The sequence below is a fragment of the Actinoplanes italicus genome, assembly GCF_003001815.1.
Classification (GTDB): Bacteria; Actinomycetota; Actinomycetes; order Mycobacteriales; family Micromonosporaceae; genus Actinoplanes; species Actinoplanes italicus.
This window is the reverse complement of record NZ_PVMZ01000039.1, coordinates 1-15,267: the sequence shown is the minus strand read 5'-3', so window position 1 is coordinate 15,267 and position 15,267 is coordinate 1. Positions and strand designations below refer to the sequence as shown.

11 protein-coding genes are annotated in these 15,267 nt (G+C 69.3%); 4 read left to right on the top strand and 7 right to left on the bottom strand.

Annotation, left to right across the window (positions count from 1 at the left end):
- Position 1: 1 nt before the first annotated feature.
- From CLV67_RS48345 to CLV67_RS48320, 6 genes are all read right to left on the bottom strand, one after another.
- Positions 2-793, bottom strand: coding sequence for an AfsR/SARP family transcriptional regulator (locus tag CLV67_RS48345; protein WP_106330744.1), 792 nt, complete (start codon positions 791-793; stop codon positions 2-4).
- Between the two features lie 624 nt (positions 794-1,417).
- Positions 1,418-2,377 (bottom strand): sulfotransferase domain-containing protein, encoded by a 960-nt coding sequence (locus CLV67_RS48340; protein ID WP_106330743.1) that lies wholly within the window; start codon positions 2,375-2,377, stop codon positions 1,418-1,420.
- Positions 2,374-3,945: a carbamoyltransferase N-terminal domain-containing protein gene (locus CLV67_RS48335; protein ID WP_106330742.1), complete on the bottom strand. Its 1,572-nt coding sequence runs from the start codon at positions 3,943-3,945 to the stop codon at positions 2,374-2,376. Before CLV67_RS48335 ends, CLV67_RS48340 begins: the two co-directional genes overlap by 4 nt.
- 19 nt (positions 3,946-3,964) lie before the next feature.
- A complete protein-coding gene (locus CLV67_RS48330; RefSeq protein ID WP_106330741.1) occupies positions 3,965-4,765 on the bottom strand; it encodes a hypothetical protein in 801 nt (266 codons plus the stop codon).
- Between the two features lie 46 nt (positions 4,766-4,811).
- The gene (locus CLV67_RS48325; protein ID WP_203737851.1) at positions 4,812-6,284 is read right to left on the bottom strand and encodes a DUF1349 domain-containing protein; all 1,473 of its coding nucleotides are present in this window, start codon (positions 6,282-6,284) and stop codon (positions 4,812-4,814) included.
- Positions 6,281-7,219, bottom strand: coding sequence for an ABC transporter ATP-binding protein (locus tag CLV67_RS48320; protein WP_106330780.1), 939 nt, complete (start codon positions 7,217-7,219; stop codon positions 6,281-6,283). The genes CLV67_RS48325 and CLV67_RS48320 overlap by 4 nt, the downstream gene beginning before the upstream one ends.
- 108 nt (positions 7,220-7,327) lie before the next feature.
- Between CLV67_RS48320 and CLV67_RS48315 the strand changes: the two genes are divergently transcribed.
- The 4 genes from CLV67_RS48315 (at position 7,328) to CLV67_RS48300 (ending at position 13,300) form a co-directional block, all read left to right on the top strand.
- Positions 7,328-8,449, top strand: coding sequence for a sensor histidine kinase (locus CLV67_RS48315; protein WP_106330740.1), 1,122 nt, complete (start codon positions 7,328-7,330; stop codon positions 8,447-8,449).
- The gene (locus CLV67_RS48310) at positions 8,446-9,126 is read left to right on the top strand and encodes a response regulator (protein ID WP_106330739.1); all 681 of its coding nucleotides are present in this window, start codon (positions 8,446-8,448) and stop codon (positions 9,124-9,126) included. The genes CLV67_RS48315 and CLV67_RS48310 overlap by 4 nt, the downstream gene beginning before the upstream one ends.
- A gap of 54 nt (positions 9,127-9,180) precedes the next feature.
- Positions 9,181-11,544, top strand: a complete 2,364-nt coding sequence (gene fxsT, locus CLV67_RS48305) for an FxSxx-COOH system tetratricopeptide repeat protein (protein WP_170154286.1) — start codon at positions 9,181-9,183, stop codon at positions 11,542-11,544.
- Between the two features lie 160 nt (positions 11,545-11,704).
- Positions 11,705-13,300, top strand: coding sequence for a tryptophan halogenase family protein (locus CLV67_RS48300; RefSeq protein ID WP_203737852.1), 1,596 nt, complete (start codon positions 11,705-11,707; stop codon positions 13,298-13,300).
- A gap of 935 nt (positions 13,301-14,235) precedes the next feature.
- Here the strand turns inward: CLV67_RS48300 and CLV67_RS48295 are convergent.
- A partial coding sequence (locus CLV67_RS48295; protein WP_146169620.1) for a phosphopantetheine-binding protein occupies positions 14,236-15,267 on the bottom strand: 1,032 nt, incomplete at its 5' end.

Sequence of the window (15,267 nt, the reverse complement as noted above, 5' to 3'; positions counted from 1 at the left end):
CCTAGCCGGCCGGCACCCTCGATCCGCGCACCCACTCGGTGAGGGCGATCTTCGACGCCGGCACCTGCTCGAGGATCGAGCGCTGCAGCCGCTGCAGCTCCTGGCCGGGTTCGATGCCCAGGTTGTCGCGCATCCGGCGGCGGATGCCGGCGTAGTTCTGCAGGGCCTCCGCCTGGCGGCCCGCGCAGTACAGGGCGAGCATGAGCTGGGCCTGGAAGATCTCGTGGAAGTGGTAGACCGACACCACCCGGTGCAGCTCGGGAATGATCTGGCGGGTGTTGCCGAGGGCGATCTCGGCGCCGAACAGCTCCTCGTAAGCGGCGATGCGCTCGCCGTCGAGCATCCGGGCCTCCTCGGCGATGGCCTGGCCCGGAATGCCGGCCAGAGACTTGCCACGCCAGACCGACAGGCCCTCCCGCAGGCTGATCACCGATGCGGCGAGGTCGCCGTGGTCGGCCTCGCGGCGGGCCCGCTCCACCCGTTCCCGGAAGAACCACAGGTCGGTCTCGCCGAGCGGGCTCTCCAGGCGGTAACTGTCGATGTTGGTGCGCAATTCGGTGTCCGGCAGCGGACGAAGCAGCTGGCGCAGGCGGTAGATGTAGGACTGCAGGGTGGTCTGGGCGGTCGCCGGCGGGCGTCCGTCCCAGACGAAGTGGATGAGCTGGTCGATGGCGACCTCGTTGTTGGCGCCGAGAAGGAGGGCCGCCAGCACCGTACGCTGCTTCGGTGCCGTGATCGGAATTATTCCTTCGGCTGACCTGACCTCGAGATTGCCCAGGATTAAGAATCGCACGTGGTCTCCCCTGTGACGCGCAGGGCGGCGTCGGGCTCTGGGGTACCCGGGCCGTACTGCGCTGACCGTCGTTACAAGTATTTAATTGTTCACGCTTCGTGCTCCATGCGGAAACGCGCGACAGCGAATCCGCATCGCGATACTCGTGCGGGCACGGAAATACACGGCCTCATTTGGAGCGCCCTATGCGCTCAGCCGGTATCAATATTGAAGATCATGATCACGCCCCAATCTCGCCGAATACTAGCGAGGCAACCTGTGGGCGTCCAGAGTCGACAGACCGGCCCTGCGGTATGCCCCCGGCATGACCTGGGGGTTCGTCATTGTCCCGGATCGTGGGCGGTGTGCGCGGTCGCGCTCCGGGTGGGGGTCCTGCGCGACGGTATCCACAACCAGTGGTCATTCCGCCTGCGGTTTAACCTGTTTCGCGGCATAATGACCGTCCAATCGCAGGGTGGACGGACTGCTCGTTGTGATCGTCGTCATAGTCTCAGGGCGAGTGCTCGTTTCCGATGAGTGGGACCGGGCGCCACCATGTGAGCCCCGCCGATCCCGCGCGCCACCGAGCCGCGCCCCGCCGGTGGCGGCGGGCCGCGCCTCTTCCCATGCCGTTACCGGCCGCACTCACTCGTATCCGTAAAGCTCCAGAAGACTGCCGTACCGCTCTTTGAAGTGGGCGATGTTCCGTGCCGTGAATCGTTCCCGCCACGCCCCCGTGCGACCGCGATGAAAGCTCCACGATTCGGGGTTGTAGACCTTGGCGGCCACCTTTTCCGGGTCGCGGCCGGACCCCAGGTGGGTGAGTACGCGGTTAACAGTTTCCACCTGCCGCCGGCGTGACTCGCCACCCTGTTCACCGATGAGATCCTCGTACCGCACGTTGAGGACCTTCGGGTGATTGAGCAGCCACAGGGCCCGCTCGAACGCGCGTCCACCGACGAACAGCGGGTCGGTCAGCGCGTAGTCGATCTTCTCCTCCCAGGTGGGCTTGCTCTTCAGGATGGTGCTGAAGATGTCCGCCTCGAAGAAGTTGCCGTAGCCACCCGTCGCACCCTGCAGGAAGTTGATCATCGAGACGACGACGTCGCGCGGGTCCCGGAAGTTGAACACCAGCGGCGGCGACGACGTCTCCACCCACTCGCTCATGAAACTGCCGTCGACCTTCTCCAGGTCCAGCTCGTGCAGGATCCAGCACAGCCCGGCCGGGGTGTCGGAGAACCGGCTGTACGGCAGGAACGGGTTGCTGGCGAGGCCCGCGGTGAAGTCGATGCGGGTCTGGCCGTACCGGTTCACCACCGGCTGCCCCAGGCGCTGATGCCAGTGCCACACCAGGGCCGCCCACGCGTCGTCGGTGCGTTCGGCGAACTCCGCGGGCGGCGACTCCAGCACCTCGTCGTAATCGGCCTTGGACAGCACCAGGGCCGCGATCGCCCGGCGCTGCTCGTCGGTGAACCGCGGCGCGGCCCTCGGAGTCGGCCGCGGCGCGCCCACCACCCGGTAGTCCAGCTCCAGGACCAGCTCCTGGATCAGATGCGTGCCCGCCTTCATGCAGGAGATCACCATCGCCTGTGGTGCCTGGGTCATCGGCCCTCCTCCCCGCTCCGGCTCGTCTGCCCGCTCCGGCTCGTCTGCCCGTCCCGGCTGTTCTCCCCGGTCCGGCTGTTCTCCCCGGTCCGGCTTTTCTCCCTGGTCCGGCCGGAATACGCCCGGCGGTACAACACCCCGTCGCTCCACACCAGATCCACCCCGCCGGAACGCATCGCCGACACCGCGTCGGTGAAGTTCGCGCTCGCCCCTCTCAGCAGAGGCGCGTCGTTCCACACCGAGTACTCCTGCAGGATCGTGGCCAGCACCGGATCGTCGGCCTCGTGCACGGTCCGTACCCGGGTCGTCCCGTCGGCGTCGCACAGGCCCGGCAGCCTGGCGGCCCACTCCGCGCGGACCCGGTGCCGGAACTGGGCATACGGATCGGCGTCGGCCTGATCGAAGAACAGATCCGCCTGCCGCGACAGGCACAGCGTCACCGCCGGCCCCCAGCGGTCCACCCCGTCACCGCCGGCCGGCGCGATCACGGCCCGGCTGCCGAGCGTCTCCGGACCGAGATCGGCGCGGCCCGTGACGATCGCCGCGGCCCGGCCGGTGTGGTGCATGATCCTGGCCAGCTCCTCCGGCCTGCACGGCATCGTCGACCAGCCGTCCGGCACGTGGCTGTGCCGCCGCGGCACCGGACCGCAGCGCCGGTTCCACCGCACCGCGCGCAGACCGTCGTCACGGAACCGGTGCAGCAGGGCCGCCCCGACCGCGGAACCGGACTCGCCCGCGAACGGCGGCACCCAGAACCCGGCGTCGGGCGCGTGCCGCCGCAGGGCCGTCGCCCACCGCGGATCCGTTGCGAGATCGCCCGTGAAGCAGAGACCGGCGCGGTCGCCACCGGCTTCGGCGAGATGTTCGGCGACGAGCTGAACCAGCAGGTCACGGGCGCCGGCCCGGACGCGGCCGGTATCGACGCCGAGCCGGGACGCCTCGGCGCGCAGGTCGTCGAGAAAGCCCCGGCCCGATTCCGGACCGTCCAGATGGGCCCGGAGGGCGCTGTGCAGCGCTTTCCGGATCTCCTCGTCAGCGACGCCCGCCGTCCCGGCGTCGCCGAGCCGGGCGTCGCCCGCCGTCCGGGTGTGGCCGAGCCCGGCGTCGCCTGCTGTCCCGGTGCTGGCGAGCCCGGTCGTGTCCGGCTTACCGGCCTCCGATGCGGGGTCGCCGAGTTCGGCGGTGAGGCCACCGCTTGCCGGTGGGAGCAGCGGACCGAGTTGCTCGATGCGCCCGCCCGCGCCGACACGGTGCAGCAGCGGCGCGGCTCCGTGATCCCAGACCAGCACCAGCGCGGACTCGCCGCCGGCGGCGAACGGGCTCGTGCAGTACGCGGCCGCGACCTGGCCCGCCGCGTGCGGATAGCCGAAGTACGGCCGGTCCACGCCGACCGCGCCGTCCACCGCCCAGGCGTCGATGCGGTCGGCGTCGAAGCCCTGCCCGGCCAGCACGGCGGCGGCCTGGGTGAAACCGCTGGACTCGTCGAGCCTTGCACCGAACTCGAGTGTGTCGTCGCGAAGGATGGCAAGACCGCCCCCGTGGACGGATCTCAGTCCCGCTATGAGCATCAGGTCCCCATATCCGTTCTCACACGTCTCTCCGGGTGAACAGGACACCGCCGATGAGCAGCGCGCCGGCGGCGTACGCGGTCAGCACGGCGAGCCCGGCCCACGGCTGCAGTGACGACGTGCCGGTCCCGGCCACCGTGGTCTGCACGGCGAGACCGGCCATCATCGGCGACGCGTCCTGGATGCGGTCCAGCGTCTGCGCCGACATCGGGACCAGCACCGTCACCATGTACGGCGCATACAGGGCCGTCACCGCGATCCCGATCGCGGCCCCGGCATGCCGGACCGCCGCGGCGATCCCGACGGTGAGCAGACCGACCAGGACCAGGTAGAGCATCGTGCCGAGCACCGCCCGCTGCAGTGAGCCGTCGGACAGGGCCAGCTGTGTGTAACCGAGCTGAGCGGTCAGGCCCTTGCCGGTCAGGGCCGGGCGGCCGACGAGGATCGCCGCGACCGCCCCGACGAGGGCGGTCACCAGCACCGCGCCGCACACCACCAGGGCCTTGGCGGCGAAGACCAGCACACGCTGCGGTTTCATCGCGAACGTGGTGCGGATCAGCCTGGGCTGGAACTCGGCGCAGATCGCCGCGGCGGCCAGCGCGACCGCCGCGATCTGGGCGGCGTGCACGCCCATCAGCATCAGCGCCGTGGTGTCCTGCGCGGGGCAGCCGTCCTGCTCGCCCCGGCAGCCCGGCACGTCGGTGGCCGCGATCACCACGGCCGCGCCGGCCGTCATCAGCACCGCGAGGGCCAGCATCGTCCACGCGTTGGACGGCAGGGTCCGCAGTTTGGTCCACTCCGCGAGCAGTGCGCGTCTCATGCGTCCCGCCTCCTCGAACCGGTGCCTTCCGCGAGCAGCGTGTGGATCATGCGTCCCGCCTCTTCAGCAGCCAGAAGGCCGCGGCCAGCGCCGCGACGGTGTACCCGCAGAGCACCGCGAAACCCGACCAGGCGTCGGTCACCACGGCGTCCGACACCGGGGTCAGCTCGACGGTCTGCAGGATCGAGATGCCCGCCAGCGGGGTGGCCCGGCCGATGAAGGCGTAGGCCGTGTCCGACGTGCCGCCGGCGATCGTGGGCACGATGACCAGCACCGCGAGCAGCACGATGACCGCGCCCGCCGTGCGCCGCACGATCGTGCCGACGGCCAGGCTGAACAGGGCGATCAGGGCCAGGAACAGCGACGCGCCGACGATCGCGCGGAGCACCACCGGGTCGGTGATCGACGACTCCGGATAGATCGGCGCACGGTACCCGTTGTCGTCCTGCAGCGGCTTGGTGATGAGGTACGCCGGAACGGTCACGGCCAGGCCGGTGACGAACACGACGGTGCCCAGCACGATCGACTTGGCGGTCAGCACGGTGGCGCGGCCGGGGCGGGCGAGAAACGTCGTACGGATGCCCCGGGTCTTGAACTCCGCCGTCATGAACAGCGCGCCGATTGCGATCGCGCCGATCAGCCCGAACTGGATGCCGGTGAGACCGGCCTTGACCCGGTCCACGTCGGTCAGGTTGATGCCGCCCATCCCGGCCCGCCCGATGTCCCCGCTGCCGGAGACCGTGACCGTGCCGTCGGCCTTCCGGGTGCTACCGCCGGCCAGCACCGGCGCGGACGGCGCGCCCTCACCGAGTGCCGTCTCCGGACCGTCCGGCGGCGGCGCGACCTCGGTGTCCGCCCAGGTCCCGGCCGCGGTGCCACCGCCGGCCGGGGTGAGGCTCACGTTCTTGAACGTCGCCTCGCCGAGAACCGGCTCATAGTTGGGGATCTCGCCGATCATGCGCAGCTTCGGGGGTGACGCCACGAAGAGACCGGCCTGGCCGGTGCCGGGCCGCGCGGCCGTCGTGACCGTCCCGACGGTGTTCCAGGTGGTGCCGTCGGCGGACTCGTAACCGGTCACCGACTGCCCCGTGCGGGTCAGCCGGAGCCAGCGCGGGCCGGTCGCCGACGGCCGGGCCACCTCGGTGGTCGCGTCGGCCTGCAGGAGCACGCCATGACCGGGAGTGACCATGATGGCGGCGTACGCCGAGCCGCTCGCCGTGCCGTCCTTGAACATGAGACCGGCCTTCGCCCACGGATCGGTGCCGCGCTGCGCGCCGACCTGCGCGGTCACCGTGCCGTCGCCGGTCAGCGGCTGATGCACGAAGTGGAACTGGTCCACCGAGATCTTCGCGTCGTTCGCGGTCGTGGTGCTCAGTGACGCCGCGACCAGGCTCAGCAACATCGTCAGCGCGACCAGCGTGAGCAGGGCCAGCCCGCTGCTGCGCACCGACCGCAGCTTGGTGAACTCGGCCAGCAGCGCGCGCCCGGTCAGCCGGAGCACACCCGGTTCGCCCGTCACGCGAGCGCCCTCTCGTCCTCGGGCGCCGCCGCGAACGTCGTGTGCTCACGGGTCATCGCCATGTAGACGTCCTCCAGCGACGCCCGGTGCTGCCCGATCCCGGTGAACGGGATGCTCGCCGCCGACAGCAGCGACACGACCCGCTCGGTGGTCAGGCCGGTCACCGTCACCGTCTCCGGGCCGGTCACCGCCACGGTCGCGCCGGCCAGGCTCAACGCGTCGATCGTCCTGCTGCGCTCGGTCGTACGCACCTCGATCTGATCGCCGGAGGTCTGGTCGAGCAACTCCTTCACCGTGGTGTCGGCGAGCAGCCGGCCACGACCGAGGATGATCAGATGGTCGGCGGTGTCCTGCAGCTCGCTCATCAGATGGCTGGACACGAGCACGGTCCGCCCCTCGGCGGCCAGCTGCTTGAGAAAGCCGCGGATCCACTGGATGCCCTCGGGGTCGAGCCCGTTCACCGGCTCGTCGAGGATCAGGATGCCCGGATCACCGAGCAGAGCGCCCGCGATGCCCAGGCGCTGGCGCATGCCGAGGGAGAACCCGCCGACCCGCTTGCGGCCGACTGACTCCAGGCCGACGATCTGCAGGACCTCGTCGACGCGCTTGCGGGGGATGCCGTTGTACTGCGCCATCCACAGCAGGTGGTCGCACGCGCGCCGGCCGGGATGCACCGCCTCCGGGTCGAGCAGCGCGCCGACGGTGCGGGCGGGCTCGCGATAGGAGGTGTACGGCCTGCCGCCTATCAGCGCCTCACCGCCGTCCGGCCGGTCCAGGGCGAGCATCATCCGCATCGTCGTCGACTTGCCGGCGCCGTTCGGCCCGACGAACCCGGTTACCCGGCCGGCTTCGACGGTGAAGCTGAGGCGATCCACCGCGAGGGTCGAGCCGTAACGCTTGACCAGCTCACGGGCCTCGATCGTCAGATTGGGCATGATGAGCAACCTATGACGGGGGACCGGTCCGGGTAGTCACCACCGCGAGCGATCTTTTGCGCCCGTCATCCCCCGCGTGGGGGATCGCCCGGTTCGCGCGCGTACATAATGGGCGGCGTGAACCTGCCCACGGTGGCCACCGCGGTGCTGGGAGCAACGGGCCTCGTGGAGGCGGTGGCGCGATCCGGTGACACGTCCGGCACCCTGCCGCCGGCCGCCGTGCTCGCTCTCTGCGGCACCCTTCCGGTCTATTTCCTTACGGTACGTCTGAACGCGGCGGCCGCGGTCATCAGCGGCAGTGTGCTGATCGCCCTGGTCATCGGCGAGCAGCCGGTGGTCGCCGCGCTGGTGGCGCTGGCCTGGGCGCTCCACCAGGTGGGCGCGCGTCGTCCGTACCGCACAGGTCTGTTCTTCGTCGTTCCGTTCGTTGTCTATGCGGTGACGCCGATCGAGACCCGCCCCGGTGGCGAGCTGCTCGGCGCGGCCCTGCTCGTCGTCGCCGCCGGTGCGCTCACGGCCGGTGGCCTGCGGCAGTCGCGCACCCGCACCGCCGACCGGCAGGCCGCCACCGGCGCGCTCACCGATATGGCGCACGCCTACGCCGCCCGCGAGGAACGTGCCCGCATCGCCCGCGAGCTGCACGACATCGTGGCCCACCACATCTCGCTGATCTCCATCCAGGCCGAGACCGCCCGCCTCACCGTCCGCGACCTGCCCGCCGACGGCGCCGCCCGGCTGCTCGCCATCGGCGAGACCGCGCGGCAGGCCCTCACCGAGATGCGCCGCGTCCTCGGCGTGCTCCGCGACGACGCCGGCACCGAGCCCGAACAGCTGCCCCAGCCCGGACTCGACCAGCTCATCACCCTCGTCGACCACGACCGGGCCACCGGAGGATCAAGAGCGAGGCTCGTCGTACGGGGTGCGTCACGCCGCCTGGACCCCGGGCTCGAACTGACCGCGTACCGGATAGTGCAGGAGGCCTTGACGAACGCCCGCAAGCACGCCCCCGGCGCCGCCGTCGACATCGAGGTAGGTTTCCATCCGGACAGGCTGCACCTGCACGTCTGGAACACCTGGGGAGACGGCCGCGACGAGCCGTCGGAGGAGGGATTCGGCCTGCTCGGCATGAGGGAACGGGTGGCCCTCGCGGGTGGCACCCTGCGCACCGGCCACAGCCGGACCGGCGGTTTCGTCGTCGAAGCGGTCCTGCCCGTGAACGGCGCGTCGTGACCAGCGGCCCGGTCCGCATCGTCATCGCCGACGATCAGGAGGTCGTCCGCGCCGGCTTCGCCGCCCTGCTCGGCACTCAGCCCGACTTCACTGTCGTGGGCTGCGCGGACGACGGGGAGAGCGCGGTGCGGATGTGCCGCGAGGAGCGTCCCGACCTGGTCATCATGGACGTGCGCATGCCTCGCAAGAGCGGCATCCAGGCCACCCGCGAGATCCTCGCCGCGGCCGGGACATCCCCGCCGCGGATCATCATGCTCACCACGTTCGACCTGGACGAGTACGTCTACGAGGCACTCGACGCGGGGGCCAGCGGGTTCCTTCTCAAGGACATGTCGGCCGAGCGGCTCTTCGACGCGGTACGCGTGGTGGCGGCGGGTGAGGCGCTGCTGGCGCCTACCGTGACCCGGCGGCTGATCGGGGAGCTGACCCGGCTGCGGCCTCGGCGGGCTGCTCCTGCCGGGTTGGAGGACCAGCTCACCGCGCGGGAACAGGAGATTCTGCGGCTCATCGCGGAGGGGCTGTCGAACGCGGAGATGGCCGAGCGGTTGATGGTCAGCTCCGAGACGATCAAGACGCATGTGAGCCGGGTGCTGGCCAAACTCGGCGTCCGCGACCGTGTCCAGGCGGTCATCATGGCGTACGAGTCGGGCTTGGTCGTGCCCGGCGCGGGACAGTAGCGGTACCCGTTCGGTGGTCGTCTTCCGGGAACGGGTTCGTGCAGTGTGGACGGCGTGACCTCACGGATCCTGATCTCACACGCCGGTAGGGACCGTGCCTGGGCGGAGTGGGCACGCTGGCACCTGGAGACCGCCGGGTACACGACCGAACTGGACGGTGTCGACTGGGCGCCGGGCACCAACGCCGTCGAGGCCATGGATGAGGCGCTGCGCCGGGACAACCCGATGCTGGTGTTGTTGTCGTCGGCGTACCTGGATCCGGAGCGGCTCACCACCGACGCGTGGACGGCACGGCTGGCGCAGCGGCGCAGGGACCCGGACGCCAAGTTGATCCCGCTGCGGATCGAGAACGTCGACCTGCACAGCGGCCTGTGGGCCCCGATCGTCGTGCCCGACGTCTTCGGCCTGTCCCCGGACGAGGCGGCCACGATCCTGATCGACGCGGTGCGACGGGTGATCGACCCCCCACCCGCCGGTACCCTGCCGACGGTGCCCCCGTCCTATCCGGACCGCACCGTGCCTGCCGTTTCCGGAGGCCCGCGGCCACCGGGATCGCTGCCGGCGGTGTGGAACCTGGCTCGCCGGAACCCGGGCTTCACCGGCCGCGATGAGATGCTGAACCGTCTGCACGCCAGCCTGCGGGGCGGCAGCCGGGTGGCGGTGCAGGCGCTCCACGGCATGGGTGGTGTCGGCAAGACCCAGCTGGCTCTGGAGTACGCCCATCGCTTCGCCGGTGAGTACGACCTGATCTGGTGGATTCCCGCCGAACAACCCGAACTGATCGGCGACCACCTCGCCACGCTGGCCCAGAAACTGCGTCTCGTACCGGCCGGAGCGGTGACGCCCGACTCGGTCGAGGCGCTGTGGGATCGCCTGCGTCGAACCGACCGCTGGCTGCTGCTGTTCGACAATGCCGAGAATCGTGACCAACTGGCGCCGTGGCTGCCGGACGGTCCCGGGCATCTGCTGATCACCAGTCGGGACCCGAACTGGACGGGTGTGGCACAGGCGGTCGACGTGGACGTTTTCGCTCGATCCGAGTCGACCGGCCTTCTGCACAAGCATCTGCCGAACGTGAGCGATGCCGACGCGGATCGACTCGCCGAGGCGCTGGGAGATCTGCCGCTGGCCGTCGGTCAGGCGGTGGATCTGCTTGCCGAGACCCGTCTGCCGATCGACACCTACCTGCATGATCTTGGTACGCATGCCGCTGACCTGATGGGTGAGGGACGTCCGCCCAACGGATATCCGCTTCCGCTGGCCGCCACTGTCACCCTGTCCGCCGGCCGGCTGTGCGCAGCCGATCCTGCCGCCGGCGAGTTGCTTTACCTGTGCGCCAGGCTCGGACCCGAACCTGTCCCGCCCGATCTGTTCACCGCCCGCCCCGACCTTCTCCCCGCTCCGTTGCAGGAATCGGCACGCAGGCCGGTCGCGTTCGGTCGCGTGATGGCTCAGCTGGGCCGTTACGGCCTGGCCCGGCTCACCGACAGCGGCCCGGTGCTGCACCGCCTGGTCCAGGCAGTACTCCGTGATGCCGACGTCGACGCAGCCGGTCACCGCGAGGTCGTCGAAGAACTCCTGAGCGCTGCCAAACCGGACAACGGTTCCCATCCGCGATGGTGGCCCCGGTGGACGGTACTGTTGCCGCACATTCTCGCCGCCGACCCGGCCGCTACGACGAACCTCAGCCTGCGCGTGACCGCCAACGCCGCGGTCTGGCATCTGATGGCCCGTGGGGAATACGGGACCGCTCTGCCTCTGGCCGAGCAATTCTACGAGGAGTGGAAAGCTCGGTTCGGGCCGGACGAGGACAGCACTCTGATCAGCGCGAACACCCTCGCTCTCGTCTACCGCAGTGTGGGTCGCTACGAGCAGGCTCGCGAGCTCGATCAGGACAGCCTCGCCCGGGAGCGGCGGCTTCACGGTGATGATCACCGCAACACGCTCGTGTCGGCCAGCAACCTCGCCGCCGTTCTGCACGAGCTGGGGGAATACGAGCGGGCGCGCGACCTGGACCAGGACACCCTGGTCCGGCGGCGCCGGCTGTTGGGCGACGACCACAACGACACGCTGACCTCAGCCAGGAATCTGGCCGGAGACCTCTTCATGCTCGGCGAATACGAGCGGGCACGGGAGTTGGATGAGGACACACTCGCCCGGCGGCGCCGAGTGCTCGGTGACGATCACCCCTACACCCTCAGCTCGGCCGGTGGCCTCGCCGCCGACCTGCACGCGTTGGGTGAGTCCGAGCGGGCGTGTGAGCTGGAAGTGGACACTCTTGCCCGGCGGCGCCGAGTGCTCGGTGACGACCATCCCGACACTCGCCGGTCGGCCGTGAATCTCGCCTGGGGCCTGGACACTCTCGGCCGGCATGCCGAGGCCGACGAGTTGCGGCGGAAGTTTCCGTCGGAAACCTGAGAGCCCGCCGGGCTCGGCTCGAAAGCCACTCCGATTCGGCTGTAATAGTGTTTGCGGGATCCTGGTGAGTCGCTGGAGGCTGCCTGGCGAGGTCGTGTTTCGAGCACGGCGGGAACGTAAAATTCCTCCCGATATCGGCCTGTCCGATCGGAGAGCTCAAGTGGACCAGCGAATCAAACGCGTCGTCATTCTCGGCGGTGGCACCTCCGGCTGGATGGCCGGGGCCTATCTGGGCAAAGCGCTCCAGGGTACGGCTGAGGTCACCGTTCTGGAGGCGCCCGCCATTCCCCGGATCGGCGTCGGTGAGGCGACAGTTCCGAACCTTCAGCGCGTGGTCTTCGACTTCCTCGGAATTCCCGAAGAGGAATGGATGAGGGAATGTAACGCGAGTTTCAAGACGGCAGTCAAGTTCATCAACTGGCGTACGCCGGGAACGGGTGACCCCGCAGCCCGCGAGTGGCAGGGCCGGCCGGACCACTTCTACCACCCGTTCGGGCTGCTGCCGACCGAGGACCAGATTCCGCTGTCGCACTACTGGGCCCGCAAACGGCTCAACGGGGAGACCGACGCGCCGTTCGACTACTCCTGCTTCCGTGAACCGGCCATGATGGACGCTCTGAAGGCGCCACGGACACTCGACGGTGAGCGGGTCACCTACTACGCCTGGCATTTCGACGCCCAGCTGGTCGCCGACTACCTGTGCCGGTTCGCCACCGAGAACCTGGGTGTGCGGCACGTGCGCGACGCCATGGAACGGGTCGAGCTCGACGATCGCGGATTCATCACGGCGCTGCACACCAAGGAGGGGAAGCGGCTCGAGGGCGACCTGTTCATCGACTGCTCCGGCTTCCGTGGGCTGCTGATCAACCAGGCGATGGGCGAGCCGTTCCTCGACATGAGCGACCATCTGCTCTGCGACAGTGCCATCGCCACGTCTTTGCCGTACGACGACGAGGCCGAGGGCGTCGAGCCGTACACCTCCGCCATCGCCATGTCCTCCGGCTGGACGTGGCGCATTCCGCTGCTGCGGCGGTTCGGCACCGGATACGTCTACTCCAGCCGGTTCATCAGCCAGGACGACGCGATCCGCGAGTTCTGTGACATGTGGCAGATCGACCCGGAGACGACGCCGCCTAACAAGATCCGTTTCCGGGTCGGCCGGAACCGTCGATCCTGGGTGAAGAACGTCGTCAGCGTCGGCCTGGCCTCCTGTTTCCTGGAACCACTTGAATCGACCGGCATCTACTTCGCATACGCCGCGATCTATCAGCTCGTCAAGAACTTCCCCGACCTGCGGTTCGATCCGGCGCTCAGCGACAACTTCAACCGGCAGATCCAGAGCTTCTTCGACGACACTCGCGATTTCATCCAGGCGCACTTCTACTTCTCGCCACGCACCGACACCCCGTTCTGGGCGGCGAACAAGGAACTGCACCTGAGCGAGAGCATCCAGGAGAAGGTGGCGATGTACAAGGCCGGACTGCCGGTCAACGCCCCGATCACCGACGAGAGCGGGTACTACGGCAACCTCGACGCCGAGTTCGCCAACTTCTGGACCAACGGCAGCTACTACTGCATCTTCACCGGCATGGGCCTGCTCCCCGACAATCCGCTGCCGGCGCTCGCGCACAAACCGGACGCCGTCAAGAACGCCGACCTGCTCTTCGAGGAGGTCCAGCGCCGCCAGGACGAGCTGGTCGCAACGCTGCCGTCGACCCGCGAGTACCTGAGCATGCTGCACGCCAAGCGCCCCTGACCGGGGGCGCCACGAACCCGCCTCTCAGCGCCTACGTCGCGCAGGGAGGCGGGTTTCGTCTCAGCGCGCCGCTGCATGCGGGTGATACCGCGCCGGTTCGGTTTGCGCTGCGGCGCTGCCGCCGGTGCATGCGGGTGACTCGGTGCCGGTTCGGTTTGCGCTGCGGCGCTGCCGCCGGTGCATGGGGGGACTCGGTGCCGGTTCGGTTTGCGCTGCGGCCTTGCCCGCCGGTGGGTGGTGTCGCTGGAGCGCTGGCCGGTGCGATCGAACCGGAGAAGTTACGCGGATTTCGGGACGCCGCCACACAACGACCTGCTGCGTGTGTGCGGGCTGTCGCCATGGTGACGTTGCGCGTCCACGGACCCGCGTCGTGGGCTGCTCTGGGCACCTTTCACCCTCGGGTCCGGCCCGCCGACCGGAGCACCGGGGTTCGGCCGACCGTTGGATCGCCCAGCTATGGCTGGCGGACGCTTCCTCGGGCTGTTTGATCGCCCAGCTATGGCTGGCGGTCTTGTCCTCGACCGTTTGATCGTCGGGCTGTGGTTGGTGGATGCATCCTCGTGCTATTCGATCGTTCGGCTGTGGCTGGCGCACCCGTCCCTGCCCGGGAAGCAGCCGTATGCCGGAGCCCGGCTTTGGGAACGGCCGTAGTTGATCGTGGAGCACCGGGACGTGGCGGTGTCGGCCACCGAGCCGTGGCTGACGACGGTATCGGCAGGCTGTCCGTGGGCCGGTCCGGCTGAATAGCAGAGTTGGACGGAGCCTGCGCGGAAGACGGTGGGCCGGGCTGTCGGGCTGTCGGGCTGCGGGGCTGTCGGGCTGCGGGGCTGTCGGGCTGTCGGGCTGCGGGGCTGTCGGGTTGCGGGGCTGTCGGGTTGCGGGGCTGTCGGGCTGCGGGGGTCTTGGATCCCGCAGCCCTCGCCCCGCGGAGTGGGTCAGAGTTCGAACTCCTCGTAGGTCTCGGCGTCGGAGTCGTCGCCGAGCAGCTGCTGGGTGATCGCTATGGCCAAGGTTCGGATCGTGGGGCGGTCGAACATCGCGGTCAGGGGAAGTTCGATCTTGAAGGCGGCACGGATGCGGCTGATCGCCTGGGTGGCCAGGAGCGAGTGCCCGCCCAGGTCGAAGAAGTTGTCGTCGATGCCGGTCCGGTCCAGGCCGAGCAGGGTGGACCAGATCTCCGCCAAGGTCTGCTCGGTGGGGCTGGTGGGTGCCTGGTAGTCAGAGCTCAGTTCGGGCCGGCTGCTGTCGGGGGCCGGTAGTTTCGTGCGGTCGAGTTTGCCGTTGGTGTTCAGTGGCAGGGCGTCGAGCGGCATGAAGATGGACGGGATCATGTGTGCGGGCAGCAGCGATGCCAGGTGGGTCCGGAGTTGGTCCGTGGGCGGCAGGTCACCGTTGGGGATCAGGTAGGCGATCAGTCGGCCGTCGTGTTCGGTGGCGATGGCGGCGCTGATCTGCGGGACGCTGGTGAGGGCGTTCTCGATCTCCGCGGGTTCGATGCGGTGGCCGCGGATCTTGATTTGGGTGTCGGTGCGGCCGAGGTATTCGAGCGTGCCGTCGGGTAGGAGCCGTGCTCGGTCACCGGAGCGGTAGAGGCGCTCACCGTCGGGGTGGAACGGGTTGGGAACGAACCGTTCGGCGGTGAGAGCCGGCCGCCGGTGATAGCCGCGGGCCAGCCCGCCCCCAGCAACGTGGATCTCGCCGGGAACGCCGGGCGGAACCGGCTGCAGATGCTGGTCGAGTAGGTGGATCCGGTAGTTCGGCAGTGGGGTGCCGATGGCCGGTGCGGTGCCGGTCCCGCCTCCCCGCCGGCCCCACTGACCCTCGCTGCCCTCTGCGGCCGCGCGATCATCCGAGGCTCGGAGATCGGTGATGCCGACGTGTTGGTGGGTGACGTGGATTGTCGTTTCGGTGATGCCGTACATGTTGATCAGCGTGGAGTCGGTCCATTGGTGCCGGAGGTGGTGTGG